The 24260-nt window shown below is 65.1% G+C and carries 26 protein-coding genes; 12 read left to right on the top strand and 14 right to left on the bottom strand.

What is annotated here, in order from left to right; all coding sequences use genetic code 11:
- Positions 1 to 10: 10 nt before the first annotated feature.
- The 3 genes from NOF55_RS13365 to NOF55_RS13355 all read right to left on the bottom strand — a co-directional run bounded on the left by NOF55_RS13365 (position 11) and on the right by NOF55_RS13355 (position 1625).
- Positions 11 to 676 carry a helix-turn-helix domain-containing protein gene (locus tag NOF55_RS13365; protein ID WP_306411882.1) on the bottom strand — a complete coding sequence of 222 codons (666 nt, stop codon included), beginning with the start codon at positions 674 to 676 and terminating at the stop codon, positions 11 to 13.
- Positions 677 to 880: 204 nt separating this feature from the next.
- Positions 881 to 1135, bottom strand: coding sequence for a GlsB/YeaQ/YmgE family stress response membrane protein (locus tag NOF55_RS13360; protein WP_306411881.1), 255 nt, complete (start codon positions 1133 to 1135; stop codon positions 881 to 883).
- Positions 1136 to 1223: 88 nt separating this feature from the next.
- Positions 1224 to 1625, bottom strand: coding sequence for a ketosteroid isomerase-related protein (locus NOF55_RS13355; RefSeq protein ID WP_306411880.1), 402 nt, complete (start codon positions 1623 to 1625; stop codon positions 1224 to 1226).
- Between the two features lie 126 nt (positions 1626 to 1751).
- Here NOF55_RS13355 and NOF55_RS13350 point away from each other — a divergent pair, with 126 nt between their 5' ends.
- From NOF55_RS13350 to NOF55_RS13340, 3 genes are all read left to right on the top strand, one after another.
- Positions 1752 to 2339, top strand: coding sequence for a GNAT family N-acetyltransferase (locus tag NOF55_RS13350; RefSeq protein ID WP_306411879.1), 588 nt, complete (start codon positions 1752 to 1754; stop codon positions 2337 to 2339).
- Positions 2339 to 3208 carry a carbon-nitrogen hydrolase family protein gene (locus tag NOF55_RS13345; protein WP_306411878.1) on the top strand — a complete coding sequence of 290 codons (870 nt, stop codon included), beginning with the start codon at positions 2339 to 2341 and terminating at the stop codon, positions 3206 to 3208. Before NOF55_RS13350 ends, NOF55_RS13345 begins: the two co-directional genes overlap by 1 nt.
- 127 nt (positions 3209 to 3335) lie before the next feature.
- Positions 3336 to 5324, top strand: coding sequence for a bifunctional 2',3'-cyclic-nucleotide 2'-phosphodiesterase/3'-nucleotidase (locus NOF55_RS13340; RefSeq protein WP_306411877.1), 1989 nt, complete (start codon positions 3336 to 3338; stop codon positions 5322 to 5324).
- Positions 5325 to 5402: 78 nt separating this feature from the next.
- Here NOF55_RS13340 and NOF55_RS13335 read toward each other — a convergent pair whose 3' ends face one another.
- Both NOF55_RS13335 and NOF55_RS13330 read right to left on the bottom strand, forming a co-directional pair.
- Entirely contained in the window at positions 5403 to 5753 is a 351-nt protein-coding gene (locus NOF55_RS13335) for a hypothetical protein (protein ID WP_306411876.1), read from the bottom strand.
- A gap of 95 nt (positions 5754 to 5848) precedes the next feature.
- Entirely contained in the window at positions 5849 to 6817 is a 969-nt protein-coding gene (locus NOF55_RS13330) for a LysR family transcriptional regulator (RefSeq protein ID WP_306411875.1), read from the bottom strand.
- Between the two features lie 133 nt (positions 6818 to 6950).
- On the opposite strand from NOF55_RS13330, the gene NOF55_RS13325 reads away from it, so the two are divergent.
- From NOF55_RS13325 to ahpF, 4 genes are all read left to right on the top strand, one after another.
- Positions 6951 to 7559 carry an FMN-dependent NADH-azoreductase gene (locus NOF55_RS13325; RefSeq protein WP_306411874.1) on the top strand — a complete coding sequence of 203 codons (609 nt, stop codon included), beginning with the start codon at positions 6951 to 6953 and terminating at the stop codon, positions 7557 to 7559.
- A 200-nt stretch (positions 7560 to 7759) separates the two neighbouring features.
- Positions 7760 to 8071, top strand: a complete 312-nt coding sequence (locus NOF55_RS13320) for a KTSC domain-containing protein (RefSeq protein WP_306411873.1) — start codon at positions 7760 to 7762, stop codon at positions 8069 to 8071.
- Positions 8072 to 8356: 285 nt separating this feature from the next.
- On the top strand, positions 8357 to 8920 hold the full coding sequence (gene ahpC, locus NOF55_RS13315; RefSeq protein ID WP_306411872.1) for an alkyl hydroperoxide reductase subunit C: 564 nt from the start codon (positions 8357 to 8359) through the stop codon (positions 8918 to 8920).
- Positions 8921 to 8996: 76 nt separating this feature from the next.
- Positions 8997 to 10577 (top strand): alkyl hydroperoxide reductase subunit F, encoded by a 1581-nt coding sequence (gene ahpF / locus NOF55_RS13310; RefSeq protein WP_306411871.1) that lies wholly within the window; start codon positions 8997 to 8999, stop codon positions 10575 to 10577.
- Positions 10578 to 10805: 228 nt separating this feature from the next.
- Here the strand turns inward: ahpF and mctR are convergent, their stop codons facing one another.
- From mctR to NOF55_RS13275, 7 genes are all read right to left on the bottom strand, one after another.
- A complete protein-coding gene (gene mctR, locus NOF55_RS13305) occupies positions 10806 to 11441 on the bottom strand; it encodes a two-component system response regulator MctR (protein ID WP_306411870.1) in 636 nt (211 codons plus the stop codon).
- Positions 11438 to 12832: a two-component system sensor histidine kinase MctS gene (mctS, locus tag NOF55_RS13300; protein ID WP_306411869.1), complete on the bottom strand. Its 1395-nt coding sequence runs from the start codon at positions 12830 to 12832 to the stop codon at positions 11438 to 11440. Before mctS ends, mctR begins: the two co-directional genes overlap by 4 nt.
- Positions 12833 to 12941: 109 nt before the next feature.
- Positions 12942 to 14225 (bottom strand): TRAP transporter large permease, encoded by a 1284-nt coding sequence (locus NOF55_RS13295; RefSeq protein WP_306411868.1) that lies wholly within the window; start codon positions 14223 to 14225, stop codon positions 12942 to 12944.
- Between the two features lie 58 nt (positions 14226 to 14283).
- The gene (locus tag NOF55_RS13290; protein WP_306411867.1) at positions 14284 to 14793 is read right to left on the bottom strand and encodes a TRAP transporter small permease; all 510 of its coding nucleotides are present in this window, start codon (positions 14791 to 14793) and stop codon (positions 14284 to 14286) included.
- A 137-nt stretch (positions 14794 to 14930) separates the two neighbouring features.
- The gene (locus NOF55_RS13285; protein WP_306411866.1) at positions 14931 to 15923 is read right to left on the bottom strand and encodes a TRAP transporter substrate-binding protein; all 993 of its coding nucleotides are present in this window, start codon (positions 15921 to 15923) and stop codon (positions 14931 to 14933) included.
- Positions 15924 to 16279: 356 nt separating this feature from the next.
- A complete protein-coding gene (locus NOF55_RS13280) occupies positions 16280 to 17284 on the bottom strand; it encodes an inorganic phosphate transporter (RefSeq protein ID WP_306411865.1) in 1005 nt (334 codons plus the stop codon).
- Positions 17284 to 17925, bottom strand: a complete 642-nt coding sequence (locus NOF55_RS13275; protein WP_306411864.1) for a DUF47 domain-containing protein — start codon at positions 17923 to 17925, stop codon at positions 17284 to 17286. The genes NOF55_RS13280 and NOF55_RS13275 overlap by 1 nt, the downstream gene beginning before the upstream one ends.
- Before the next feature lie 201 nt (positions 17926 to 18126).
- On the opposite strand from NOF55_RS13275, the gene NOF55_RS13270 reads away from it, so the two are divergent.
- Complete coding sequence (locus NOF55_RS13270; RefSeq protein WP_306411863.1) at positions 18127 to 18651, top strand: NUDIX hydrolase; 525 nt, start codon at positions 18127 to 18129, stop codon at positions 18649 to 18651.
- An 80-nt stretch (positions 18652 to 18731) separates the two neighbouring features.
- On the top strand, positions 18732 to 19343 hold the full coding sequence (locus tag NOF55_RS13265; protein ID WP_306411862.1) for a biliverdin-producing heme oxygenase: 612 nt from the start codon (positions 18732 to 18734) through the stop codon (positions 19341 to 19343).
- 100 nt (positions 19344 to 19443) lie between these two features.
- Here the strand turns inward: NOF55_RS13265 and NOF55_RS13260 are convergent, their stop codons facing one another.
- The gene (locus NOF55_RS13260; protein WP_306411861.1) at positions 19444 to 19923 is read right to left on the bottom strand and encodes a 2TM domain-containing protein; all 480 of its coding nucleotides are present in this window, start codon (positions 19921 to 19923) and stop codon (positions 19444 to 19446) included.
- Between the two features lie 88 nt (positions 19924 to 20011).
- Positions 20012 to 20848: a DUF1684 domain-containing protein gene (locus NOF55_RS13255; RefSeq protein ID WP_306411860.1), complete on the bottom strand. Its 837-nt coding sequence runs from the start codon at positions 20846 to 20848 to the stop codon at positions 20012 to 20014.
- Between the two features lie 151 nt (positions 20849 to 20999).
- Between NOF55_RS13255 and NOF55_RS13250 the strand changes: the two genes are divergently transcribed.
- The 3 genes from NOF55_RS13250 (at position 21000) to NOF55_RS13240 (ending at position 24256) form a co-directional block, all read left to right on the top strand.
- Positions 21000 to 21863, top strand: a complete 864-nt coding sequence (locus NOF55_RS13250; RefSeq protein ID WP_306411859.1) for a PaaI family thioesterase — start codon at positions 21000 to 21002, stop codon at positions 21861 to 21863.
- 84 nt (positions 21864 to 21947) lie between these two features.
- Complete coding sequence (locus tag NOF55_RS13245; protein ID WP_306411858.1) at positions 21948 to 22661, top strand: NAD-dependent deacylase; 714 nt, start codon at positions 21948 to 21950, stop codon at positions 22659 to 22661.
- A gap of 20 nt (positions 22662 to 22681) precedes the next feature.
- Positions 22682 to 24256: a D-aminopeptidase gene (locus tag NOF55_RS13240; protein WP_306411857.1), complete on the top strand. Its 1575-nt coding sequence runs from the start codon at positions 22682 to 22684 to the stop codon at positions 24254 to 24256.
- Positions 24257 to 24260: the final 4 nt, after the last annotated feature.

Genomic DNA, 24260 nt, shown 5'->3' with positions numbered 1-24260 from the left:
TTTCGCTTTCCTACCGGCGGCCGCGGATCTTTTCCGGATAGCAGATGATCGACAGAAAGCGTGCCGGCAGCGTCACCAGAACCTCCGGCCCGTGCGGCGCATCGGCGTCGAAATAAAGGCTGTCGCCCGGCTGCATCTGGTAGAGCCGGTCGCCGTGGCGATAATGCACCTCGCCCTCCAGCATGTAGAGAAACTCCAGGCCCTCGTGCTGGAAGGTCGGGAAAACGTCGGAATCGGTGGTGAGCGTGATCAGGTAGGGCTCCACCACGACACCGGAGGTGTTGTTGCCGATATGGCCGAGCAGGTTGTACTGGTGTCCCGCGCGGGTGCCGCGCCGCTCCAGTTCGACGCCCTCGCCGGCCTTGACGAACACGGCGTCGTGCTGCTCCTCGAAGCGGCGGAAGAAGGCCGTGACCGGCACGCCGAGCGCCTGGGCCAGCGATTGCAGGGTCGTCAGCGACGGCGAGGTGTTGCCGTTCTCGATCTTGGAAAGCATGCCGAGCGAAATGCCCGTGGCGGAGGCCAGGTCCGCGCCGGTGATGCCCAGCTTCTTGCGAAGCGTGCGCACTTCATGGCCGATGGCGCGCTCCAGGTTGTTATCCCGCACCTCGTCGCGCACCGCATGCGGGTTCTGGAAGGGCAGGACGACATCGCCGGGCGTGGCGGACTTGGTCATCGATGGTCTCCTCGATCTTTCCTGTCAGGAAAGCTTGCATGGCCGGATAATTCAAGGCGCAGGCGCGGATTAATTTGGTTCGCCACACCTTATTCCCGCTCTTCGGACGGAAAAGGCGCCGCCCACATGAAAACCGCCGCAACCGGACGAACCGGATGCGGCGGCGGCAAGCAAACACGAGGCGGCGTGTTTGCGAAGACCCGGCTATCCTCGTCGGAAGGCGCGGCCGATCGCGATGAGGATGCACGCACCGACGAACCCGGCGATCAGATAGCCGATCGCGCCGGTCAGGACGACCCCGAAGAGCGACAGCAGCGCATTGGCGACGATGGCGCCCACGATGCCCAGCAGAATGTTCATGAGAATGCCCATGTTGCTCTTCATGAACTGTTCCGCCAGCCAGCCGGCGACGCCGCCGATGATGATGGCTGCGATCCATCCGATACCCGCACTTGTCATGACTCTCTCCTTGCTTCCGATTTGCGTGAAAAACGTGCGAAACGGAAAAGAGTTCCATAATGGGCGAAACGGAGGCGAAAGTTGGCCCTCAACCGCCGACCTGGGCGATCCAGTCGTTCAGATTGTAGGTGTTGGTGATGCGGGCGACCTTGCCGTCGCGGATCTCGAAGAAGGCGCCGGCCGGCAGCACGTATGTCTGGCCTCTGGCTTCGGGCAAGCCCTCGTCCGATGCCAGATATTCGCCGTTGACGACGAACTCGGCGGCCGCGCGCGTGCCGTCGGCGTTTTCCATGATGACCATGTCCGTCAGCGTTTCCCGGTAGCAGCGGTTCATGTGCTCCATGAACCGCGCGAAGGCATCCTTGCCGGTCTGGCGCTCGCCCTGATTGATGTCGTGGACGACGTCGTCGGTCAGGAGCGCGAGGAAGGCGTCCATGTCCTGGCGGTTGAAGGCATCGTAATAGGCGCGAATGGTTTCGGCGGCACTCATCGTGTTCCTCTGGTGTCTGAAATGCGTGGATTCCACGGGAAAGATTTCCTATAGCACTTGCCAGTTCCTGCATAGTACGTTTCCGTTTCCGAAGCGGGCAGGGGAATGGCGCAAGGCGGGGAAGCCATGAGGATACTGGTCAGGCAGGGCAGCGGGATCGCGCCCTTCATCGACGATCTGGCGCGGCTGAGGATCGCCGTCTTCCGCGCCTTCCCCTATCTCTACGAGGGAACGCTCGACTACGAGAAGACCTATGTCGCCACCTATGCCCGCTCGCAGGACAGCGTCTTCGTGCTGGCGCTGGACGGCGACAGGGTGGTCGGCGCCTCCACCGGCATTCCGATGCGCGACGAGACCGACGCATTCAAGGCGCCGTTCCTGAAGGCAGGCTGGAACCCGGAGCGGATTTTCTATTTCGGCGAATCCGTGCTGATGCCGGATTATCGGGGGCAGGGGCTCGGCGTGCGCTTCTTCGAGGAGCGCGAGGCCCATGCCCGCCGGCTCGGCGGCTTCGACATCTGCTGTTTCTGCGCGGTCGAGCGTCCCGCCGATCACCCGCTGCGGCCGGCAGACCATCAGCCGCTCGATACGTTCTGGACCCGCCGCGGCTACACGCATCATCCCGACCTGCGCACCGAATATGTCTGGCGCGATGTCGGCGAGACGCACGAGACCGCCAAACCCATGTCGTTCTGGATGAAGGAAATCCGCTGATGGTGAAGCTTGCCGCCTGCCAGTATGCCATCGAGCTGTTTGCGGACTGGGACGCCTATGCCGCCCACCTCGACGCGCTTGTCGGGGAGGCGGCGGCTGCCGGCGCCGAAATCCTGCTCCTGCCCGAATATGCCGCGATGACGCTGACCGGCCTTCTGCCGGAGGAGGAGCGCGGCGACCTTCAGAAATCGATCTTCGGCATCCAGCCGCTCGTTCCGCGCTGGCTGGAGCTGTGCGAGGCGCTGGCGCGCCGCCACGCGGTCTGCTTCTGTCCCGGATCGGCGCCCGTCGCCGATCCGGACGGAAAGTATCGCAACCGCGCCTTTCTCTTCGGCCCCTCCGGCCGGCTGGGCCACCAGGACAAGATCATCATGACCCGTTTCGAGCGGGAGGAATGGTTCATCGCCAGCGGCACCGACGGATTGCGCACCTTCGAGACGCCGTTCGGGCGGCTCGGCATCCTCATCTGCTACGACAACGAATTCCCGATGCTGGCCCGTCGCCTGGCGGAAATGGGCACCGATCTCGTGCTCGCCCCGAGTTGCACCGACACGGAGGCCGGCTATCACCGGGTGCGCATCGGCGCACAGGCCCGGGCGCTGGAAAACCAGTTCGCCGTTCTGGTGTCGCCTACCGCCGGCTCCGCGCCGTGGTCGCCGGCGGTCGATGAAAATGCCGGCCGTGCGGCGCTCTATGTCCCCGCCGATTACGGCATGCCGCCGAGCGGCGTCTGGTGCGAGAGCGATGCCGTCTTCACCCCGGACAGCCGCTGGCTCTACGGCGAAATCGACCTTGCCGAGGTGGCCCGGCTGCGCCGGGACGGGCAGGTCGCCCTTTACCGCGACTGGCCGGAACAGTTTCTGGTCTGACGGCGGGCGAAAACGGGGCTTGATCGCTCCGCCGCCCGGTGCTGTCATCTGGCCGATGCATTTTTGCAAGACACGCCTGCACTGTCCCTGCAACGCGCCCATGCGTTTTACCCCGGAGGAAAACATCATGCCGTTTCGCCGTGAAACCCGTCTCGTCAGCCGCCGCTCCTTTCTCGGCGGCGCGGCTGCATCGACGACTCTGGTGCTGCTCCATCCGTTCGCCGCGCGGGCGAATGCGGGCCAGGCGCATCTGCGCATCATGGAAACGACGGACATCCACGTCCACGTCTTCCCCTACGACTATTATGCCGACAAGCCGAACGACACGCTTGGCCTTGCCCGCACCGCCTCGATCATCGACGCCATCCGTGCCGAGGCCGGCAATTCCCTGCTGGTCGACAACGGCGATTTCCTCCAGGGCAATCCGATGGGCGATTTCATCGCCCACGAGCGCGGCATGAAGGCGGGCGACATCCATCCGGTCATCGCGGCGATGAACGTGCTCGGCTACGATTGCGGCACGCTCGGCAATCACGAGTTCAATTACGGCCTCGACTTCATGTTCAACACCCTGAACGGTGCGAAGCATCCCTATGTCTGCGCCAATCTCGCCAAGGGGCAGCTCGCCTCGGATCCGAAGCGGGACGACCTGTTCTTCCGGCCCTACACCATCCTCGACCGGGAGATCGTCGACGGAGCCGGCGAGAAAAGCCCGATCCGGGTCGGCGTCATCGGCTTCGTGCCGCCGCAGATCATGCTGTGGGATTCCGGTCATCTCGAAGGCAAGGCGGCCACCCGGGATATCGTCGAGGCGGCGGAAGCCTGGGTGCCGGCGATGAAGGAGGAGGGCGCCGATATCGTCATCGCGCTCGCCCATTCGGGTATCGAAGGCAAGGGCCGCAGCGAGCGCATGGAAAACGCCGCGCTCTATCTCGCCGGCGTCGAGGGCATCGACGCGGTCTTCACCGGCCACCAGCATCTCGTCTTCCCCGGCCCGACGAGCTGGGACGGCATCGACGGCGCCGACCCCGTGAAGGGCACGCTGATGGGCAAGCCGGCGGTGATGGCGGGCTTCTGGGGCTCGCATCTCGGCCTGATCGATCTTCTGATCGAAAAGGACGGCAGCGGCTGGAAGATCGTCGATTTCACCACGGAGGCCCGGCCGATCTATCATCGCGACGAGAACCGCGCGATCGTGGCCGACGTAGGGGACAAGCCGGACGTGATCGCTCCCGTGCAGGCCGACCACGAGGCAACGCTCGCCTATGTGCGCCGCGCCGTCGGCAAGACCTCCGCGCCGCTCTACTCCTATTTCGCGCTGGTGGCCGACGATCCCTCCGTGCAGATCGTCTCGAACGCGCAGACCTGGTACATCAGGGACATGCTGAAGGACGGTCCGTACAAGGATTATCCCATCCTGTCGGCGGCGGCGCCGTTCAAGGCGGGCGGGCGCGGCGGCGCGGACTACTACACAGACGTGCCGGCCGGCGATATCGCCATCAAGAACGTCGCCGACCTCTATCTCTATCCCAACACCGTGCAGGCCGTGCTCGTCACCGGCGCGCAGGTGAAGAACTGGCTGGAGGCATCGGCGGGCATGTTCAACCAGGTCAGTCCGGGCGAGCGGGACGTGCCGCTGCTGAACCCGGGTTTCCCCTCCTACAATTACGACGTCATCGACGGCGTGACCTACAAGATCGACCTTTCGCAGCCGGCGCGCTTCGACGGCGACGGCGAACTGGCCAACCCCGACGCCCACCGCATCGTCGACCTGCGCTTCGAGGGCGAACCCATCGATCCGGAGCAGAAATTCATCGTCGCGACCAACAATTATCGTGCCGGCGGCGGCGGCAAGTTCCCGGAGATCGCCGCCGACAAGGTCATCTTCGCCGCCCCGGACACGAACCGCGACGTCATCGTCCGCTATATCCTTGCCGAAGGCACGATCAACCCGTCGGCCGATGCCAACTGGTCGTTCGCGCCGGTGAAGGATGCCACTGCGCTGTTCGAAACCGGGCCGAAGGGGCGGACCTATGCGGCGGAGGTCAAGGGCGTGACGATCGAGGATGCCGGCGACGGCGAAAACGGATTCGCGACGTTCCGCCTGATCCTCTGACGGTCGCCGGGCGGAGGAAGGACGGGCGTCCTTCTTCCCTGCCTGCGTGCATGTCTGCCGTCCCACCGGTGCGCCGTCTCAGAAATCGTCGGCGCGCAGGCTGTTAAGGCTCGCCTTCAGTTCCCGGATCTGCGCCTCGAGCGTGTTGTAGCCCGCCTGCATGATGTCGATGTCATGGACATGGCCGAGCACGGCCAGCGCCGTCATCACATCGCCCATCGCGACATCGACGCGCTGGGCCCCGGCCTGGCGTTCCGTTTCGGCGCTTTGCGCAGCCTCCACCACCTCGTCCAGCGTGCCGCCGGTCGACAGGTAGAAATCGAGGAACGCCTTGAGAAGACGCGCATTGGCAAGCGCAAGTTCGGAAACCGATTCATGTCCGTCCTGAACCTGAAGCAGTTTCACGGCTTTGTTCTGAAAGGCACCCATCAGCCCCGATCCCCTAAAATCATATCCCGTTCCGCCATACCCAATAGCGGAGGAAATTTGATTTTTTCTTTACGCCGGTGAAGACGCGGCCATGATCATTCCGCCGCCCTGCGCTTTTCCGCCGGCGGGGTTCCGCCGAGCGCCCCCACGAACTCCCCGTGGTCGGGGCAGGACGAAAGCTGCGCCTGGAACCGCTCGATCAGCCAGCGTCCGGCGGGACCGGGCGGACTGGCGACCCGGCTGATGGCATAGAGCGGATATTGCCCCTGCTCGTAGGCTTCGAGCGGCAGGATCACCAGCCGGCCGGCACGCAGGTCATCGGCGATCAGCGGCGCGGGCAACCCGCCCCAGCCGAGCCCGCCGAGCGTCAGGAGCCGCTTGCTGTGAACGTCGCCCACCCGCCATGTGCGATAGGACAGCACGTTGAAATCCCGGCCGCTGGTCAGCCCCGACGTGTCGGTCACGACCAGTTGCACCTCCTCGCGCACGTCGGCCAGCGTCAACGGGCGTCCGAGCCGGGCGAGCGGATGGTCGGCCGAGGCGACGGGCACCATGTAGGAATGGCCGATCCGCTCGGCCACCAGCCGGTTGTCCGGCTGGAGCAGGGCTCCACCCAGCCCGATATCCGCCCTGCCGCTGGTGACGGCCTCCATCACCATGCCGAGTTCGCCGATGGACAGGTTCAGCGTGACGTTCGCGAACCGGTCGCGGAACGCCCGCAGTTCCGCCACCACCACATCCGAGGGGATCAGGCTGGAGAGCGCCAGGGTGATTTCCGCCTCCAGCCCCTGGTTGATGCTGCGGGCGCGGGCGCGCAACGCCTGAAGATCGGCGACGAGGCGGCGCGCGTCGGCGATCAGCGCCCGTCCCGCTTCCGTCAGTCGCGGCTGGCGCGCCGCGCCGCGCTCGAACAGCGTGACTTCAAGCTGCGCCTCCAGATTGGCGATCGTATAGCTCACCACCGATTGCGCCCGGTTGATCTGGCGCGCGGCCGCGGAAAAACTGCCGGTTTCCGCCACGGCGAGAAAGACCTGCAACTGATCGAGGGTCGGATTGGCGTCCATGCCCGTTATCCATATTTTCGATGGAAGACTTCGATATTATTCCGGTTTGTTGGATGGGTGTCCATGCTTATTTTCACAGGCGAAACGGCGGCGCCCGCCGGAAAGAACGACAACCCTTGCAAGGTATATGCCCATGTCCTCCATTCTTCTCGTCACCTCCAGCCCGCGCGGCGCGGAATCCATTTCCTCCAAGGTTGCCGGCGAGTTGGCGACGGCGCTCGCCAGGGGCGGCAAGGTCACGGTGCGCGATCTCGGCTCCAACCCGATCCCGCACATCGACAGCGTCGTGACCTCCGCCATCCGCAAGGCGCCCGCCGACCGCACGCCGGAAGAGGCGGCCGCCGCCGACTATTCCGACAAGCTGGTCGCCGAACTCAAGGCCGCCGACACGATCGTGCTGGCCACCGGCCTCATCAATTTCGGCCTCTATTCCACGCTGAAGAGCTGGATCGACAACATCGCGCGCGCCGGCAGCACCTTCCGCTACACTGAAACCGGCCCGGAAGGCCTCGTGACGGGCAAGAAGGTCTATATCGTCCTCGCTTCCGGCGGCATCTATTCCGAAGGCCCCGGCGTGGCCGTCAACCATGCCGTTCCCTACCTCAAGACGGTTCTCGGCTTCATCGGCCTCACCGATGTCGAGACGATCTTCGTCGAGGGCCTGGCCTTCGGTCCTGAAGCCGCCGAGAAGGCGCTCGCCGCCGCCAAGGCGAAGACCGAGGCACTGGCCAGCGCCGCCTGATTTCCACCGACCCCTCCGGTCATGAAGACGCCCGACGGTTCCTGCCCGCCGGGCGTTTTCATTGGCGCCCATCCATGCGAAACTTTTTCCTTGCCTTCTCATTGCCTCATATCCGATGAAAATGACGGGCTCGCAGCATCCGCAGAATCGGCTTCCCGCCTCCCGGGAAGGCTGCGAACGCAGACTGGAAAGGGAACTCGATGGATTGGGTCAACATCAAGTCTCGGAAAATAAAGCTGGCTCGCTATAATGAACGTTCGCGCCGGCTCGATGTCACCTTGTCGAACGGACGAGTCGTGGAGCACATGGATATAGCGCCCCACGTTTTCCGGGGGCTGCTCGAAAGCCCCGAACCAAGCTTCTATTATCGCTATTACATCAAGCCGACCGCGGTTCGTTCCGCGGCAGGCCATGCCCAGGCGCCGGTGCGGCGCGTCGTTCTGGTCGTCACCGCCTTCTGCGTGGTCGGCCTCGCACTGGTGCTGATCTCCTCACGCTTCGGAGGCCTGTGAGGCGGCATCGCCTCACAGTCTCCCCCTTTCGCAAGACGAGCGGGCCGGCCTGCGGCTCCATCCCGCTGCCGCTTCGCATCGCAACAGGCCGCCCCTGCGCCGGCTGCCTGCAACCGGTTTGCGTGCGCCTTTTTCCGGATCGGAAATACCGTTTAAAAACACCCCTGTAATCGACATTTCCTGTTAATGGCGGCCCGAATGCCGCGAGTTTTCTGTTTGCAGCGCCGAAAGCCCGCATTATGCTGCATTGCAAAACAATCTCCCCGCCAACACGGATAGGAAGCCATGTCTGTCATCAACACATCGATCAAGCCGTTCAAGGCACAGGCCTACAAGCAGGGCAAGTTCGTCGAGATCACCGAAGCCGACGTTCTCGGCAAGTGGGCCATCTTCTTCTTCTATCCGGCCGATTTCACCTTCGTCTGCCCGACGGAGCTGGGCGACGTCGCCGATCATTACGAGGAACTCCAGAAGCTCGGCGTCGAGGTCTTCTCCGTTTCCACCGACACGCATTTCACCCACAAGGCCTGGCACGATTCCTCCGAGACCATCGGCAAGATCCAGTACTACATGATCGGCGATCCGACGCTGACGATCTCGCGCAACTTCGACAACCTGCGCGAGGAAGAAGGCCTTGCCGACCGCGGCACCTTCATCATCGACCCGGACGGCATCATCCAGGGCGTCGAAGTCACCTCCGAAGGCATTGGCCGCAACGCCGCCGAACTGGTCCGCAAGGTCAAGGCCGCCCAGTATATCCGCGCGCATCCGGGCGAAGTGTGCCCGGCCAAGTGGGAAGAGGGCGAAAAGACGCTCGCGCCGTCCCTGTCGCTCGTCGGCAAGATCTGATTTTCCGCGCACCGGCCGCCCTGCCTGAAAAGGGGCGGCCCATCCCGTTCGAATCTGGCACCTTCCGGAGAAAGCCATGCTTGACGAAACATTGAAAGGCCAGCTTCGCGCCTATCTCGAAAAGGTCGTTCGCCCCATCGAAATCCGCGCCTTCGTGAACGGTTCGGCGAAATCGAAGGAAATGCTGGATCTCCTCAACGACATCGCCGGCCTGACCGATAGGATCACGGTCGAGACGGTCGAGGACGCATCCGCCCGCGCGCCGTCCTTCTCGCTCTCCACCCCCGGCCAGGATATCGGCCTGACCTTCGCGGGCATTCCGCTCGGCCACGAATTCACCTCGCTGGTTCTGGCGCTGCTTCAGGTCGGCGGCCATCCGCCGCGTCTCGAACAGGCGATCATCGACCAGATTCGCGATCTCGACGGCGATTTCACCTTCGAGACCTATTTCTCGCTGTCCTGCCAGAACTGCCCGGACGTGGTGCAGGCGCTGAACCTGATGGCGGTGCTGAACCCGCGCATCCGCCATGTCGCCATCGACGGCGCGCTCTTCCCCGAGGAAGTGGCCGACCGCCAGATCATGTCGGTGCCGACCGTCTACCTGAACGGCGAGGTGTTCGGCCAGGGCCGCATGGAAGCCGAGCAGATCCTCGCGAAGATCGACACCGGCGCCTCCGCCCGCGTAGCCGGCAAGCTGAACGCACTCGATCCGTTCGACGTTCTGGTCGTCGGCGGCGGGCCGGCCGGCGCGGCCGCGGCGGTCTATGCCGCCCGCAAGGGCATCCGCACCGGCCTCGTGGCCGAGCGCTTCGGCGGGCAGGTGCTCGACACGATGGCCATCGAGAACTTCATTTCCGTGCCGCACACCGAGGGCCCCGCCTTCGCCACCGCGCTGGAACAGCATGTGAAGGAATACCCGGTCGAGGTCATGAACCTTCAAAAGGCCGAGAAGCTTGCGAAGAACGGCGATTTCTTCGAGCTTTCCCTGGAAAGCGGCGCCACGCTGAAATCGCGGACCGTCATCCTTTCGACCGGCGCGCGCTGGCGGCAGATGGGCGTTCCGGGCGAGGATGCCTACCGGAACAAGGGCGTGGCCTATTGCCCGCATTGCGACGGCCCGCTGTTCAAGGGCAAGCGCACCGCCGTCATCGGCGGCGGCAATTCCGGCGTCGAGGCGGCCATCGATCTCGCCGGCATCGTCGCGCATGTCACGCTGATCGAGTTCGACACGAAACTGCGCGCCGACGACGTTCTCCAGCGCAAGCTCAGGAGCCTGCCGAACGTCACGGTTCTTCTCAACGCGAAAACGACCGAGGTGCTGGGCGATGACAGCAAGGTGACGGGCCTTGCCTATGAGGACCGCCAGACGGGCGAGCAGCACACGCTTCCGCTCGAGGGCATCTTCGTGCAGATCGGCCTGCTGCCCAACACCGAATGGCTGAAGGGCACCGTAGAGCTTTCCCCGCGTGGCGAAATCGTCACCGGCGCGCATGGCGACACCTCGCTGGAAGGGGTCTTCGCCGCCGGCGACTGCACCACCGTTCCCTACAAGCAGATCGTGATCGCGGTCGGCGAGGGCGCGAAAGCCTCGCTCGGCGCCTTCGACCACCTGATCCGCATTTCGGCGCCGGCCGAAAACGAGGAAAAGGCGGCCTGAGCCTTACGGGGTAGGGGAGGCGGGCCCCAGCGTCCGGCAAGAATGTGCCCTTTCATTCGCGGGACAAGCCCCCTCTGACCTGCCGGCCATCTCCCCCACAAGGGGGGAGAAAGCAGGTGGCAGTCTTTTGCCTTCTTTCGACATCTTTGATCGGGGAAACCGGTGCTTCTATCGATCTCCCCCTTGTGGGGGAGATGGCGGCAGCCAGAGGGGGTATGCTGCCATCCCCTACCGCTCGATCAGGCCGTTCTCGATGGCGTAGCGGGTCAGTCCCGCCGTCGTCGCGATCCCGAGCTTGCGCTTGATGTGCTTGCGGTGGGTTTCGACGGTCCGTTCGGAGATTTCGAGCGTGAGCGCCGTGTCGCGGTTGCTCTTTCCGCCGGCGATCAAGAGCAGCACCGCCTGTTCCCGCGAGGTCAGCGCCGTCGCCATCTCGCGGTTGCGCTCCATCAGGACGTCATAGACGCCCGACGAGAAATAGGTGCCGCCGGCGGCGACCGCCTCGATGGCCAAGACGATCTCGTCGGTCGCGACATCCTTGAGAACATAGCCGGACGCGCCGTGCATGACCGAGGTGGAGATATATTCGCGGCTGTCATGCATCGAAAGCATCAGAATGCGGGCCGCCGGCAGCTTCTCCTTGAACAGTTCCAGCGCATCGATGCCGTTGATCTGCGGCATGTTGATGTCCATCAGCACCACCGCCGGCCGGGTCGCGAGCGCCACGTCGAGGCCGGAACCGGCATTGGAGGCGACGCCGACGACGTCGATATGATCGTAGGTTTCGAGAATGGCCTTCAGCCCGTCCAGCACCAGCGGATGGTTGTCGATGAGCAGGACCCTGATCGCATCGTTCGCACTCATGCGGCCTCCGCGAGCGCGGCGCGGCGACTCATCATCGTGGTGATCGGCAGGATGGCGTGCAGCACCGTGCCGCGGTCCGAGCTTTCGACGTCCAGCCGCCCGCCGAAATGGGCCATGCGCTCCTGCATGTTGCGCAGGCCGAGCCCCGCATCGGCCCTCCTTTCCGCGCCCGGGGCATCGACGGGGAAACCGCGGCCGTTGTCGCTGATCTTCATCCGCACGCTGTCGACCCGGCTGGAGAAGGTCACGGCCACCTTGCTCGCCCCGGCATGGCGCTCGATATTGGTCAGCGCCTCCTGCGCCACGCGATAGAGCGCGATGCGCGCCTCGGGCACCAGCATGTTCTTGAAGGCGACCGATTCCAGCGTCACCGCGATGCCCGTGCGTTCCGAAAAGCCGGCGATCAGCGCCTCCAGGGCCGCGGTCAGGCCGAGGTCGTCCAGCACGCGCGGGCGCAGGTCGTGGGAGATGCGCCGGACTTCCTTGATCGCGTCGTTGAGCGCGACGGCACCCTTCTCGATGGCGTTCGCCGCCGCCAGATTGTCCGGCGGAACCTTGCGCCGGACGAGGTCGATGGCATAGCGGACGCCGACGAGGTTCTGCGAAATGCCGTCATGCAGCTCGCGGGCGATGCGCAGGCGCTCCTCCTCCTGCGTGTCGATGATGCGCTGGGTCAGTTCCTTGAGCTTTCCATCCGCCAGCCGCTGCTGGCGCAGGTTGAGCAGCATGCAGGTGGCGAAGACCACGAAGACGGCCGGCACCGCGATCAGCGCGACGGTCAAGAAGGTGTTGGCGATCGAACGGCGAAGATCCGCCTTGGCCGCGGTGGTGGCGGCGAACACATCGTCGAGATAGACGCCGGTTCCGATCATCCAGCGCCACTTGTCGAGCCCGGCGGCAAAGGAGAGCTTGTCGACGGTTTCGGTCGTCGAGGGCTTTTCCCACTTGTACTGGTGGAGGCCGCCGCCTTCCTCCGCCTTGCGGATGAGTTCGGCGATCACGCGGTTGCCGTCCGGGTCGGTCAGGTCCAGCCAGTTGTGGCCGGGGCGGAACGACTGGCGCGGATGCACGACATTGTAGCCGTCATAGTCGTAGACGAAGAAATAGCCGTCCTCGCCGTAATCGAGGCTGGAGAGAATGCGCCGGACCTCCTCCTTCGCGGCCTCGTCGTCCGGTCCGGCCCTTTCGTAGATGCCGTTGATCGCCGAAAGCGCCAGGTTGGTCAGGTTCATCAGTTCGGCCTGCTTCGCCTCCAGCATATTGCGCTCGAAGGCGTCGATGCTGGTGCGCGCAAGCGTGATCGACTGCCAGGTGATCAGCGCCGTCACCGCCAGTATGGCGACGACCAGCGGCACGATCGCCAGCGCCAGAATCTGCTGCCTGAGATTCATGTGCCCCTCCGCGCCGCCGGTCGCGCCGGCGGTGCCTGCTCCTCATCCTCGGGAAGGGATCATAGACGCGGCTGGCGCCCGCGTCCATCGGCGGAAGGTCTGAGGCGCGTCAGAAGCCCGTCAGGCGCGGCAGCCAGGTGGAAAGCGCCGGAACGAAGGTGACGGTCGCCAGGATGACGAGATAGGCGAGAAGGAAGGGCGCCATCTCGCGGGTGATCTCGCTGACCCTGATCTTCACCACCGCCGACACGACGAACAGCAGCGCCCCGACCGGCGGCGTGATCAGGCCGATGGTGAGGTTGAGGATGACGACCATCGCGAAATGGATCGGGTCGATCCCGAGATGGACGGCGATGGGCGCGAGGATCGGCACGAGGATCATCACGCCCGGCAGCGGGTCCATGAACATGCCGAACACCAGCAGCAGCAGGTTGACCGCCAGCAGGAAAACGATGGGCGAAAGGTCCCAGCCGACGATGGTGTCGGCCAGGAACTGCGGCACGCCCTCGTTGATCAGCACCCAGGCGAAGGCGCGCGCCGAGGCGAGGATGAGCAGGATGCCGACCGTGACCATCGCCGAGCGGAAGATGATGTCCGGCAGGTCCTTCACCTTCAGCGAACGGTAGATGAACATGCCGCAGAACAGCGAATAGAAGACCGCGATCACCGACGCCTCGGTGGGCGTGAAATAGCCGAAGCGGATGCCGCCGACGACGATGACGATGAGCGCCAGCGCCGGAATGGCGAAAAGCGTGTTGGAAATCATCTCGCGGACGCTCGGGCGCACGTCCATCGAGCGGTAGCCGCGCTTGCGCGACACGTACCAGTTCACCACGCACATGGCGATGGAGATGGCGATGCCGGGCATGACGCCGGCGACGAAGAGACCGCCGACCGAGACGTTCTGGTCCTGCAACGCGTAGATGATCATGGTGATCGAGGGCGGGATGATCGGATCGACCACGGCGACGGCGGCGGCGAGCGCCGAGGCGTAGCGCTTGTCGTAGCCGCTCTTTTCCATCATGCGGATGTTCATCGCGCCCGGGCCGGCGGCGGCGGCCAGCGCCGAACCGGAAATGCCGGCGAACAGTGTGGTGGAGAGAATGCTGGCATAGCCGAGCCCGCCGCGGGCGCGGCCGACGAACTGGATGGTGAGCCTGAGCAGGTGATGCGTCAGCGAGCCACCGGTCATCAGTTCCGCCGCAAGGATGAAGAAGGGCACGGCGAGCAGCGGGAAGCTGTCGACGCCGGAGAACATTTCCTTGATCACCAGGATCTGCGGCAGGTTGCTGCCGAGAATGACGGCGAGCCAGGTGGAGATCGCCAGCGTGAAGGCGACGGGAACGCCCAGCGCGAGCAGAACGAAGAAGGAAGCGAAAAGGATGATGATCATGGCCGGAAGACTGTTCGACGGAGGAAGCGGTGGGAGGACGGCGTGATGTATCCGGGCCTCAGCCCGCGACGGGCGGGGCCTCGTCCTCCTCCTGGAGAACGCTCATTCCGTGGCCGACGAAGGCACGGATCACCAGCAGGAAATGGGCGATCAGCAGCGAAAAGCCGATGGGAATGGCCATGTAGACATAGCCGAAGGGGATGCGCGTCGAAGGCGTGAGCTGGCGCATCGTCCGCCCCACATAGGTCTTGCCGGCCCAGATCATGACCACGAAGAAGGCGAGCAGGATGGCGGCGACGAGAATACGCATGATCTTCGCCGCGCGCGGACTGGCGGAAAGCTGGAGATTGTCGATGGCGACCAGCCCGCCGTAACGCAGCGTGATGCCGGCGCCGAGGAAGGTCAGCCAGATCATCAGGTGGCGCGCCACCTCGTCCGACCAGGTGATCGACTGGTTGGTGAAGAAGCGCAGGAGAACGTTCAGGAACACGATGACCGCCATCGTCACCATGATGGCGATCAGCACCCAGCGGTTGATGTCGACGAAGATTTTCTCTGCGGTCTTCATGATGGGCTTTCCCCCGGGCTGCCTCCGCCTGCCGCGGAAGAGCCGAGATGCTCTGATGTGTCGTGTCGTTATCTTCCGGCCCGAAGGCGAAGCCATCCCGCACAATGCGCGCCGGACGGCGATGACGCAGGTGCGGCTTATTCCACCGCGATGATCTCGTCGATCAGGTCCTTGCCGTAGGTCTTGTAATAGCCGTCATAGGCGTCCTTCATGGACGTCTGGAACGCGGCCTTCTGCTCGGCGGAGAGCTCGTTGATCTGTATGCCGGCGGCCTTTGCCGTTTCGGCGCCGCTCTTTTCGGCATTGTCGACGAAGGCCCGCATCGCGGCCTGGCCCTGCTTCGCGCCGTCGAGGAAGATCTTCTGGTCCTCTTCGGACAGGCCGTTCCAGAAATCCGGCGCGACCACCAGCATCGCCGTCGAATAGACGTGACCGGACAGCGTCAGGTACTTCTGCACTTCCCACAGCTTGGCCGACACGATCACGGAAAGCGGGTTTTCCTGCGCGTCGATGGCGCCCTGTTCCAGCGCCGGGATGACTTCCGGCCACGACATCGGCGTCGGTGCCGCGCCGGCGGCCTTGAAGGCGTCGATATGGGTCGGGTTTTCCATCGTGCGGATCTTGAGGCCCGCAAGATCCTCCGGCTTTTCGATCGGCTTGCGGTTGTTGGTGATGTGGCGGAAGCCCTGTTCGCCCCAGGCCAGCGCGATCAGGTCGGCATCGGGGAACTTCTCGATGATCGACTGGCCGACCGGGCCGTCGAGCACGGCGCGGCCATGCGCGAGGTCGCGGAACAGGAAGGGGATGTCCGTCACGCCGGCTTCCGGCACGAAGTTCGACAGCGTGCCCGAGGACACGACGGCGGCCTGAACGCCGGTGCCGAGTTGCAGCCCTTCGAGAACCTCACGCTCGCCGCCCTGTGCGGAAGACGGGAAGTGGGTGAACTTGTAACGCCCGCCGGACGCTTCGGTGACAGCCTTTTCCCAGCCCTCGGCGGCCGCGCCATAGTGCGAATCGCGGGCGAGCGCATAGGCGATCTTCACCTCGACCGGATCGGCGGCGGCGGCAGTCGCCCATAGGGCGGAAACGAAAACGCCGGCAGCAGCGGCGCAGGCGAAAAGCGACTTCATTTTTCCTCTCCTTCCGGCGATCGGCCGCCCCTTCGGCAGGCGTCCCCGGCTTTTGCTCTTGTCGTTCGTTGCGAGGGCGAAGCGGATTGCGGCCTGCCGGGGCAATGTCCTCCCGCCGCCTTCGTGCCGCCTTGCTCCCGAACGCCTCCGGAACCTTGGCGAACCATCCGGTACGCCTCGATAGATCCCTTTCATTTCAGCAAAATCCGCGCAACGTCAAGCGCCGGGCGGGCACAAACAGCCTCGAAAACGCGAAATAAGGTGAGGGCTTTCGACGCAATCGCGCAACAAAGGCATCGTCTGCTGAATTTGAGAGCAACAAGATTACGTGGATCGTTTCAGGGCACGACCGGATATCAGCCGAACAGGCTGGCGATGTAGTAGGTCAGCGCGGAAATGACGGCGGCCGAGGGCAGCGTGACCACCCAGGCAACGACGATGTTGCCGGCAATGCCCCAGCGCACCGCCGAGGTGCGCCGCGCCGCGCCGACGCCGATGATGGCGCCGGTGATCGTGTGGGTGGTGGAGACCGGAATGCCAAGGAAGGTCGCGCCGAACAGCGTCAGCGCCCCGCCGGTTTCCGCGCAGAACCCCTGCATCGGGTTCAGCCGGGTGATCTTCGACCCCATCGTGTGGACGATCCTCCAGCCGCCGAACAACGTGCCGAGCGCCATCGCCGACTGGCAGGTGATGACCACCCAGAAGGGAACGTAGAACTCGGCGCCGAGATGGCCCTGCGAGAACAGAAGCACGGCGATGATGCCCATCGTCTTCTGCGCGTCGTTGCCGCCATGCCCGAGCGAATACATCGAGGCGGACACGAATTGCATGAAGCGGAAGGTGCGGTCCACCGCGAACGGCGTCTGGCGCAGGAACCCCCAGGACACCAGCAGGATGAGGGTGAGCGCCAGCAGGAAGCCCACCATCGGCGACAGGGCGATGGCGAACACGGTCTTGAGCAGGCCGCTCGCCACGATGGAGGACGGGCCGACCTTGGCGAGCCCCGCGCCCACGAGGCCGCCGATCAGCGCATGCGAGGAGGAGGAGGGGATGCCGAACCGCCAGGTGATGATGTTCCACAGGATCGCGCCGGTCAGCGCCGCGAAGATCACCTGCGGCGAGACGATATGCGGATCGATGATGCCCGTGCCGAGCGTGTTGGCCACATGCAGGCCGAAGAACAGGAAGGCGATGAAATTGAAGAACGCCGCCCAGGCGACGGCATATTGCGGCTTCAGCACGCGGGTCGAGACGATGGTGGCGATGGAGTTCGCCGCGTCGTGCAGACCATTGAGGAAATCGAAGAACAGCGCGACGCCGATCAGCGCCACGAGCAGCGGGAGAGCGAGTGACGCGTCCATCAGACGTTCTCGATCACGATGCCGCTGATTTCATTGGCGACGTCCTCGAACCGGTCGAGAACCTTCTCGAGATCGCCGTAGATCTGGCTTCCGACGATGTAGGCCATCGGGTCGGCCTTGCCGTAGCGCCGGTAGAGGTCCTTCAGGCCGAGTTCGTGCAATTCGTCGGACCGGCCCTCGACGCGCATGACCTCCTCGGCGATGCTGCCGAGTTCGACGGCATTGGCGTTGATCCTGTCGAGCAGGGGAATGGCGCTGGCGATCAGGTGCGCCGCCTGGACCACGGCCTTGCCCATTTCCTGCATGCCGGGCTCGAAATCCGTCCGTTCGAACAGGCGCACGGTCTTTACCACCTTGTGCATCATGTCGATGGCGTCGTCCATCGACTGGATCAGGTCCTTGATGTCGCCGCGGTCGAACGGCGTGATGAAACTGAGGCGCACGGCCTGCAACACTTCGCGGGTGATGTCGTCCGCCTCGTCCTCGAGCGCCACGATCCGCTCGGCGTTCGCCGCCCCGTCATGCCCCGCAAGCAGGCGTTCCAGCGCTTCGGCCGCACCGACGATGCGCTGGGAATGGCGCTCGAAAAGGGCGAAGAAGGCATCCTCGCGGGGAAGCAACTTTCTGAAAAGTCCCATCATGACGTCGTTCCTTTTATGCTTGCCTCCCCTGTCACAAATTTGTCATGAAGGACAGAAGAAAGAATTCGAATCCCCGCGAAATCAGGGGGCTTTTTGCTTTTTTCTGTTGAAGATGAAACTGTCACATTCCCGACATCCGGCCACGGGCACAATGGAGCGGGAATCGGTGTTCGCCGTAGAAGGCAAGGAACGGTCGCGGCGATGGCGCACAAGGATACCGGCAAACGCAAGGCCACGGGACTGCTCGGCGAGCTTGCCGCCGTTGCGGACAGGCTGTTCTCCGCCGGCTTCCAGACCCAGTGCGGCGCGCTCTGTCATCGCCACAACCCCGTCACCGGCGCGCTGGAAGTATTGCTGGTGACGTCGCGCGAAAGCGGGCGCTGGATCATTCCCAAGGGCTGGCCGGTCAAGGGCAAGACGCTCTGTCGCTCGGCCGAGATCGAGGCGCTGGAGGAAGCCGGCGTGCGCGGCAAGGCGCGCAAGAAGCCGTTCGGCTATTTCACCTATCTCAAGGAGAGGGACGACGGCTCCCTCGCGCCCTGCACGGTCGAGGTTCATCTGGTCGAGACGCGCGGCATCGTCACCTCCTTCCGCGAGAAGGGACAGCGGCGCATCGAATGGATGTCCTGTGCGGAAGCGGCCCGCCGCGTCCGCGAGCCGGAGCTCAAGGGCCTGCTCCTCGGCGCCGAACGCAAGCTGCGCAAAAGAACCGACCCGGCGGGTTAGCGTCGCGGAATCGCCGAACAGCCCCTTGATGGCAAAACATGACTGTTATAGTCTGGAAAAATACGGATCTGGAGTATGGAATGACCAAGGCAGAACGCGATCTCGACACGACCTCCCGCGTGAAGCGGATGAGAGCCGCCACGCACGCCGCCCATTCGGCGCTGGACGGCTTCATCATGCAGGCCAAGCCCTTCGAGGGGCGGGAGAATTTCGCCCGGTTCGTGCGCACCCAATATCTCTTTCACCGCGATCTCGACGCGCTGTTCTTCGATGCGCGGCTCGATGCGCTCCTGCCCGATCTCGCCGGCCGCCGCCGTCTGGCGATGATCGAACAGGACCTCGCCGATCTCGGCACCGAGCGGCCGGAGGCCGGCGAGCCCGTCTTCGCTCGCGGCTCCGAACCGGTTCTCGCCGAGGCGCTGGGCTGGCTCTACGTGGTCGAGGGCTCCAATCTGGGCGCCGCCTTCCTGCTCAAGGATGCGGCGAAGCTCGGCCTCGACGAGACCTTCGGCGCGCGCCATCTGGCCGGCGCACCGGAAGGCCGCGGCCTGCACTGGCGCACCTTCACGGCCGCGCTCGACGCCGTCGACCTGGACGAGGCCGCCGAGGAGCGCGCCGTCGCCGGAGCCGTGGCCGCCTTCCGCCGCGTCCACGCATATGCCGAGAAAATGATGGCGGTGCAAACGGTCTGACCTCCGCCGGTTCCGCCGCCCCGCAAGGCCGCCTGCGACCCGTTCGCAGGCGGCTTTTTCGTGCCCGGGCGGGCGAAAGCCCCTGTCAGAGCTTTCAATGTCAGAGCTTCCGGCCGAGATATTTTTCCACCTGCCTCTTCTCCCACGCGGCATTGAGAAACGGCACCATGCCGAAGGTGGTGAGCCCGAGGGAAACGAGGCCGATGCCCCAGCCGAGCGCCGGCCAGAACACCCATAGATAATCCGGGTTGGTGACGACATTGACGACCGCCAGCACGGCGATGACGACGATATATTGCAGAACATGGATGTAGAACCGCCTGATGCGGCGGACCCGCGCGAAAGCGAGGGTTTCCTCCGCTTCGGCGGCACTGGTTGCGGGAACGGGCATTTCGGCCTCCTTCGGCTCCGTGAGTTGCGAAAGATCGACCTCGAAGACGGCGGCCAGCGCCTTCATGCTTTCCAGACTGGCGGATTGCCCGCGCTCGATGCGCTGGATCGTGCGGACGCTCAATCCGCTCACTTCGGCCAGTTGCTCTTGCGACCAGCCGCGCTGAAGCCTGTGTTTTTGTACCAGCATGCCGTTTCTCCGGGGTTCGATGCCGGAAGATTGCCTCTTCTCCGGTCCCGCACCACGACAGATACCCGACTGTCGGGTTGCTGTCAGGTCAGTCGCGCGGCTTCTTCTCGCCGGCGCGGATCGGGAAGGGCAAGCGGTTTTCCTCCGGCGGCAGCGGGCAGGTTGCGGCGGGCGTGAAGGCGCAGGGCGGGTTGATCGCCCGGTTGAAATCGAGGACGATCCGGCCCGGCCTGTCCTCCTCGAAAAAGCCGGACAGGAAGCGGGCCGCGCCATAGGTTTCCTTGCCCGCCGTCGTGTCGCGCAGCACGAACATGGGGGCGGCGGCGCTGCCATGCGTCGGCCAGAGCGTGTATTGTGCGCCGTCATGATAAAAGACGGCCTTGTGCGTCACCGCGACGGTGCTCGAAATGCCGACGATGCTGTCGACCTCGAAGACGCGGGGCGGATCGACCGCCACCCAATCGGCCTCGATGCGAAAGGCCGGGTCGGCGTCGAAATGATCGAGACCGGCAAAACCCGTGCGAATGGGGCTTTCGCTGTCGCGCGCCCGCAATGCCTTCCGGCCCTCGCGGTCGATGAGGTGGAAGCTCACCGTGCCGAAGGCGACGCGGGTCGGCGGACGCGCCGCGTCGCGGTCGTCGACGAGCGGACCTTCCGGCACGGCCTCGCCGCCGATCGTGCCGCCCGCAGCCGACAGGGCAACCCGTGCGGAACCGTCGTCATCGAGCGTGAGCACCCCGGCATGGGGCGGCAGCTTTTCGATGAGGATATCGTTGTCCTGCGCCGAACCGAAGCGCCATCGGCCCGGTTCGATCCAGATCAGGCCGCAGACCGAAAGCCAGCCGTCCTCGGAAGTGAGCGCCTTCAGGCGCTGCGCGCGCCAGGTTTCCAGTTCGGTTTCGAATGTCCGGTCCGCCGCGGTCATGTCCTGTTCACTCCCTTGCCGATATCGTCCGGCCCGGCCTGCCGGCGGCCGGACTTGTGTTTCGCCCGCAGACGGCCGAAACTGTCGCGATGCGCCATGTTCCACTTCTATGCCATGCCGAACCGCTTGTCTGCCATCGACGGAACCCGTGATGACCGAAATCCATGACCGCCTCCGCCACCGGTTCTTCGCGCTCTACGATGGCATCGTCGCCTTTCATGACTGGTGCGGGCTGCGCTACCTGTCGGCGGAAGCCGACGATGTGCGGCTGGTCATGCCCTTCCTGCCGCGCCTGAGCGGATCGGACGGCGCCATCGCGCCGGCCATGACCTTCGCCCTTGCCGATGTAGCGGCGGGGCAGGCTGCCGCCGCCGCCTTCGGCTGGCGCACGCAGGTGGCGACGGTGAGCCTGCAACAGGCGGTTCTGGCGCCGATTCCGAAGGGCGCGGCGCTGCTGGCCTTTGCCCGGGCGCGGCCCGTGCAGGGCGATTTCGTGCTGACGGAAATCACCATATCGGCCAAGGATGCGCCGCATGTGCCGCTGGTGCTGGCGCAGGGCCGGATGATCGCGGTGCGCCGCGTCGAACTGAACGAAAACGAGGCGCCGCCCATCCCGCCGCGGGCCGATTTCAGCATCGACCCGTTGTCGGGGCCGGCAGGCATGGTTTCGGAAATCCGCGCCGATGTTCTGGTCGGGCGCCTTGCCTTTCGCCCGCAATTCATGGGCAATGCCAGCCGCGGCGCGCTGCATGGCGGCCTGATCGCCGCCGCGCTGCACACGGCGGCGGAACGCTTCGGCGGCCATCTTGTACGGCCGCTTTCGCTTCTCGACGGAACGGTCGATTTTCTCGCGTCGGGCCGCCCCGGCGATCTTGCCGTGACGATCCATGCCGAACGGACCGGAAACCGGGTCGCCTTCGTCTCCGGCCGCGTCGAACAGGACAGGCCCGGCGGCGGCGAACGGGTGCTGGTCGCACGGCTGAATGCGGTTCTCGGCCTTCGCGGCGCGCCTTGACATCTTGCGCCAAGCCTCCATCTCCCTGTTCCGCGGGGCAGGAGGATGGACATCGCTCCACAGGAGATTACCGGGGGAAGCGGCATGCAGCAATTCAGGGAACGCAACATCGTCATCCTGACCGGGGCGGGGATTTCCGCCGAATCCGGCCTCGACACGTTCCGCGATCCGGACGGCATCTGGGCCCGGTACGATTACCGCCGGGTGGCGACGCCGGAAGGGTTTGCCGAAAACCCCGCGCTGGTCCACGAATTCTACAACATGCGCCGGCGCGAGACGGCGGCCCGCGCCCCGAACGCCGCCCATCTGGCGCTGGCGCGGCTGGAACGGGAATGGCCGGGCGGCTTCCTGCTCGTGACGCAGAACATCGACAGCCTGCACGAGAAAGCCGGCTCGTCGCGGCTGCGCCACATGCACGGCACGCTGGATGGCGCGCTGTGCGCGGGATGCGGCGCGCGCTTCGCGCAGGACGGCGACATGGGCACGGACACCGTCTGCCCTTCGTGCATGCAGGCCGGGCAGGTGCGCCCGGATGTCGTCTGGTTCGGGGAGATGCCCTACTTCATGGAGGAGATTTTCGACGCGCTTTCTTCGGCCGACCTCTTCATTTCGATCGGCACGTCCGGTACGGTCTATCCCGCAGCGGGCTTCGTGCGCGAGGCCAGAGAGGCCGGCGCATGGACCGTCGAACTGAACCTTGAAGCCTCCGGCGGGTTCTTCGACTCCGTCATCGAAGGCCGCGCAACCGAAACCGTGCCGGATTTCGTGGACCGTCTGCTTGCCCGGCCCCGTGGATAAGCCCTTCTCAGGATTTTCCCATGTCGCAATCGCTTTCACCGCTCGAACGGATCGTCGCCGCCCTGCCCCTTCACTGGCGGGGACCGGGCGGCGCGGTCGCCGTCGTCCGGAACGGCGAGGTGCTCGTGCGCCACGCCTGGGGCTATGCCGATCTCGACCGCCGCATGCCGATGTCTCCGCAAAGCCTCATGCCGGTCTGTTCCGTCACCAAGCAGTTCACCTGCGGCCTGCTGCTCGATCTCTTTCCCGATCCGTCCGTTCTCGACGATGCGCTCGGCGCGTGGCTGCCGCTAATGGAGGGGCCGCGCCCGACGATTGCGCACCTCGCCCACAACCAGTCCGGCCTGCGCGACTACTGGGCGCTCACCGTGCTGCACGGCGCGCTGGCGGAAGGGCGTTTCGACCGCAGCCAGGCGCGCGAACTGATCGGGCGGACCCGCACCACCCATTTCGCGCCCGGCCACCGCTATTCCTATTCCAACGGCAATTTCCACATTCTCGGCGAGATCATCGCCGAGCGGACCGACCGCGATCTCGGCGAGTTGCTGGCCGAGCGCATTCTGGCGCCCGCCGGCATGGAAACGGCGCGGCTGGCGCCCGACACCGCCGACCGGCCCGGCCATGTCATGGGCTATGAAGGCAATGCCGCGACCGGCTTCTTCCCGGCTGTCAACCGCATCTGGTGGGCGGGCGATGCCGGCCTGGTGGCGAGCCTCGACGATCTGATCGCCTGGGAGCGGTTCATCGACCGGACGCGCGACGACGCCGACGGCATCCATGCCCGGCTCTCCCGCCCGCCGGCCTTCGCGGACGGACGCCAGGCCTATTACGGCTTCGGCCTTGCCCATGCCGATCATAACGGCATCGCGACCGTCGGCCACGGCGGCGCCCTGCGCGGCTGGCGCTGCCACCGCGTTCATGCGCCCGCCGAGCGGCTTTCGGTGGTGGTGATGTTCAACCACGAGGCCAATGCGCGCGCCGCCGCCTTTTCCGTGCTGGACGCTGCCCTTGGCCGCTCGCCGGCCGCGACGGAAAACCGCCAGCCGGGCGAAGCGCTCAAGGGGCATTTCCTGTGCCCGCAAACCGGGCTTTCGGCCGCCGTCACTCCCCTGCCGGGCGGCACCATCCATTTCCGCTTCGGCACCGGCGCGGAGTTCCTGAGCCCGGCCGACGAGCGCACGGCCTCCGGCGACCAGACGGTGCTGCGGGTCGACGGCGACGGCCTGCTTCTGGAACGCCGGTTCGAAAACCTGTTCACCCGGCTGGAGCGCCTGCCGCCGCTTGCCGACGAACCGTTCGCCGGAGCGGAGGACATCGCCGGCCGCTACACCTCGCCGGAGCTTCAGGCCGATCTGGACATCGCGGTTTCCGGCGGCCAGCCTTTCGGCGTCTTTTCCGGCTTTCTCGGCAAGGGGACGGCGCATCCGCTCTTTCCCTTCGCGCCGGACGTCTGGCTCATGCCCGTCCGCCGGTCGATGGACGCCCCGGCGCCCGGCGATTTCACGCTGCGGTTCGAACGCGACGGCCGCGGGCGGGTGACGCGGCTGGAAGCCGGCTGCTGGCTGGCCCGGCGCAATCTTTACGAGCGCGCCTGAAGCA

The sequence above is a fragment of the Ectorhizobium quercum genome, from assembly GCF_026552795.1.
Lineage (GTDB): Bacteria > Pseudomonadota > Alphaproteobacteria > Rhizobiales > Rhizobiaceae > Ectorhizobium > Ectorhizobium quercum.
This window is presented reverse-complemented; position numbering and strand designations above follow the sequence as displayed.

Excerpts from the sequence above, each read along its gene's own strand:
- NOF55_RS13365 (WP_306411882.1), bottom strand. The coding sequence starts at position 676 with ATGACCAAGTCCGCCACGCCCGGCGATGTCGTCCTGCCCTTCCAGAAC.
- NOF55_RS13360 (WP_306411881.1), bottom strand. The coding sequence starts at position 1,135 with ATGACAAGTGCGGGTATCGGATGGATCGCAGCCATCATCATCGGCGGC.
- NOF55_RS13355 (WP_306411880.1), bottom strand. The coding sequence starts at position 1,625 with ATGAGTGCCGCCGAAACCATTCGCGCCTATTACGATGCCTTCAACCGC.
- NOF55_RS13350 (WP_306411879.1), top strand. The coding sequence starts at position 1,752 with ATGAGGATACTGGTCAGGCAGGGCAGCGGGATCGCGCCCTTCATCGAC.
- NOF55_RS13345 (WP_306411878.1), top strand. The coding sequence starts at position 2,339 with ATGGTGAAGCTTGCCGCCTGCCAGTATGCCATCGAGCTGTTTGCGGAC.
- NOF55_RS13340 (WP_306411877.1), top strand. The coding sequence starts at position 3,336 with ATGCCGTTTCGCCGTGAAACCCGTCTCGTCAGCCGCCGCTCCTTTCTC.
- NOF55_RS13335 (WP_306411876.1), bottom strand. The coding sequence starts at position 5,753 with ATGGGTGCCTTTCAGAACAAAGCCGTGAAACTGCTTCAGGTTCAGGAC.
- NOF55_RS13330 (WP_306411875.1), bottom strand. The coding sequence starts at position 6,817 with ATGGACGCCAATCCGACCCTCGATCAGTTGCAGGTCTTTCTCGCCGTG.
- NOF55_RS13325 (WP_306411874.1), top strand. The coding sequence starts at position 6,951 with ATGTCCTCCATTCTTCTCGTCACCTCCAGCCCGCGCGGCGCGGAATCC.
- NOF55_RS13320 (WP_306411873.1), top strand. The coding sequence starts at position 7,760 with ATGGATTGGGTCAACATCAAGTCTCGGAAAATAAAGCTGGCTCGCTAT.
- ahpC (WP_306411872.1), top strand. The coding sequence starts at position 8,357 with ATGTCTGTCATCAACACATCGATCAAGCCGTTCAAGGCACAGGCCTAC.
- ahpF (WP_306411871.1), top strand. The coding sequence starts at position 8,997 with ATGCTTGACGAAACATTGAAAGGCCAGCTTCGCGCCTATCTCGAAAAG.
- mctR (WP_306411870.1), bottom strand. The coding sequence starts at position 11,441 with ATGAGTGCGAACGATGCGATCAGGGTCCTGCTCATCGACAACCATCCG.
- mctS (WP_306411869.1), bottom strand. The coding sequence starts at position 12,832 with ATGAATCTCAGGCAGCAGATTCTGGCGCTGGCGATCGTGCCGCTGGTC.
- NOF55_RS13295 (WP_306411868.1), bottom strand. The coding sequence starts at position 14,225 with ATGATCATCATCCTTTTCGCTTCCTTCTTCGTTCTGCTCGCGCTGGGC.
- NOF55_RS13290 (WP_306411867.1), bottom strand. The coding sequence starts at position 14,793 with ATGAAGACCGCAGAGAAAATCTTCGTCGACATCAACCGCTGGGTGCTG.
- NOF55_RS13285 (WP_306411866.1), bottom strand. The coding sequence starts at position 15,923 with ATGAAGTCGCTTTTCGCCTGCGCCGCTGCTGCCGGCGTTTTCGTTTCC.
- NOF55_RS13280 (WP_306411865.1), bottom strand. The coding sequence starts at position 17,284 with ATGGACGCGTCACTCGCTCTCCCGCTGCTCGTGGCGCTGATCGGCGTC.
- NOF55_RS13275 (WP_306411864.1), bottom strand. The coding sequence starts at position 17,925 with ATGATGGGACTTTTCAGAAAGTTGCTTCCCCGCGAGGATGCCTTCTTC.
- NOF55_RS13270 (WP_306411863.1), top strand. The coding sequence starts at position 18,127 with ATGGCGCACAAGGATACCGGCAAACGCAAGGCCACGGGACTGCTCGGC.
- NOF55_RS13265 (WP_306411862.1), top strand. The coding sequence starts at position 18,732 with ATGACCAAGGCAGAACGCGATCTCGACACGACCTCCCGCGTGAAGCGG.
- NOF55_RS13260 (WP_306411861.1), bottom strand. The coding sequence starts at position 19,923 with ATGCTGGTACAAAAACACAGGCTTCAGCGCGGCTGGTCGCAAGAGCAA.
- NOF55_RS13255 (WP_306411860.1), bottom strand. The coding sequence starts at position 20,848 with ATGACCGCGGCGGACCGGACATTCGAAACCGAACTGGAAACCTGGCGC.
- NOF55_RS13250 (WP_306411859.1), top strand. The coding sequence starts at position 21,000 with ATGACCGAAATCCATGACCGCCTCCGCCACCGGTTCTTCGCGCTCTAC.
- NOF55_RS13245 (WP_306411858.1), top strand. The coding sequence starts at position 21,948 with ATGCAGCAATTCAGGGAACGCAACATCGTCATCCTGACCGGGGCGGGG.
- NOF55_RS13240 (WP_306411857.1), top strand. The coding sequence starts at position 22,682 with ATGTCGCAATCGCTTTCACCGCTCGAACGGATCGTCGCCGCCCTGCCC.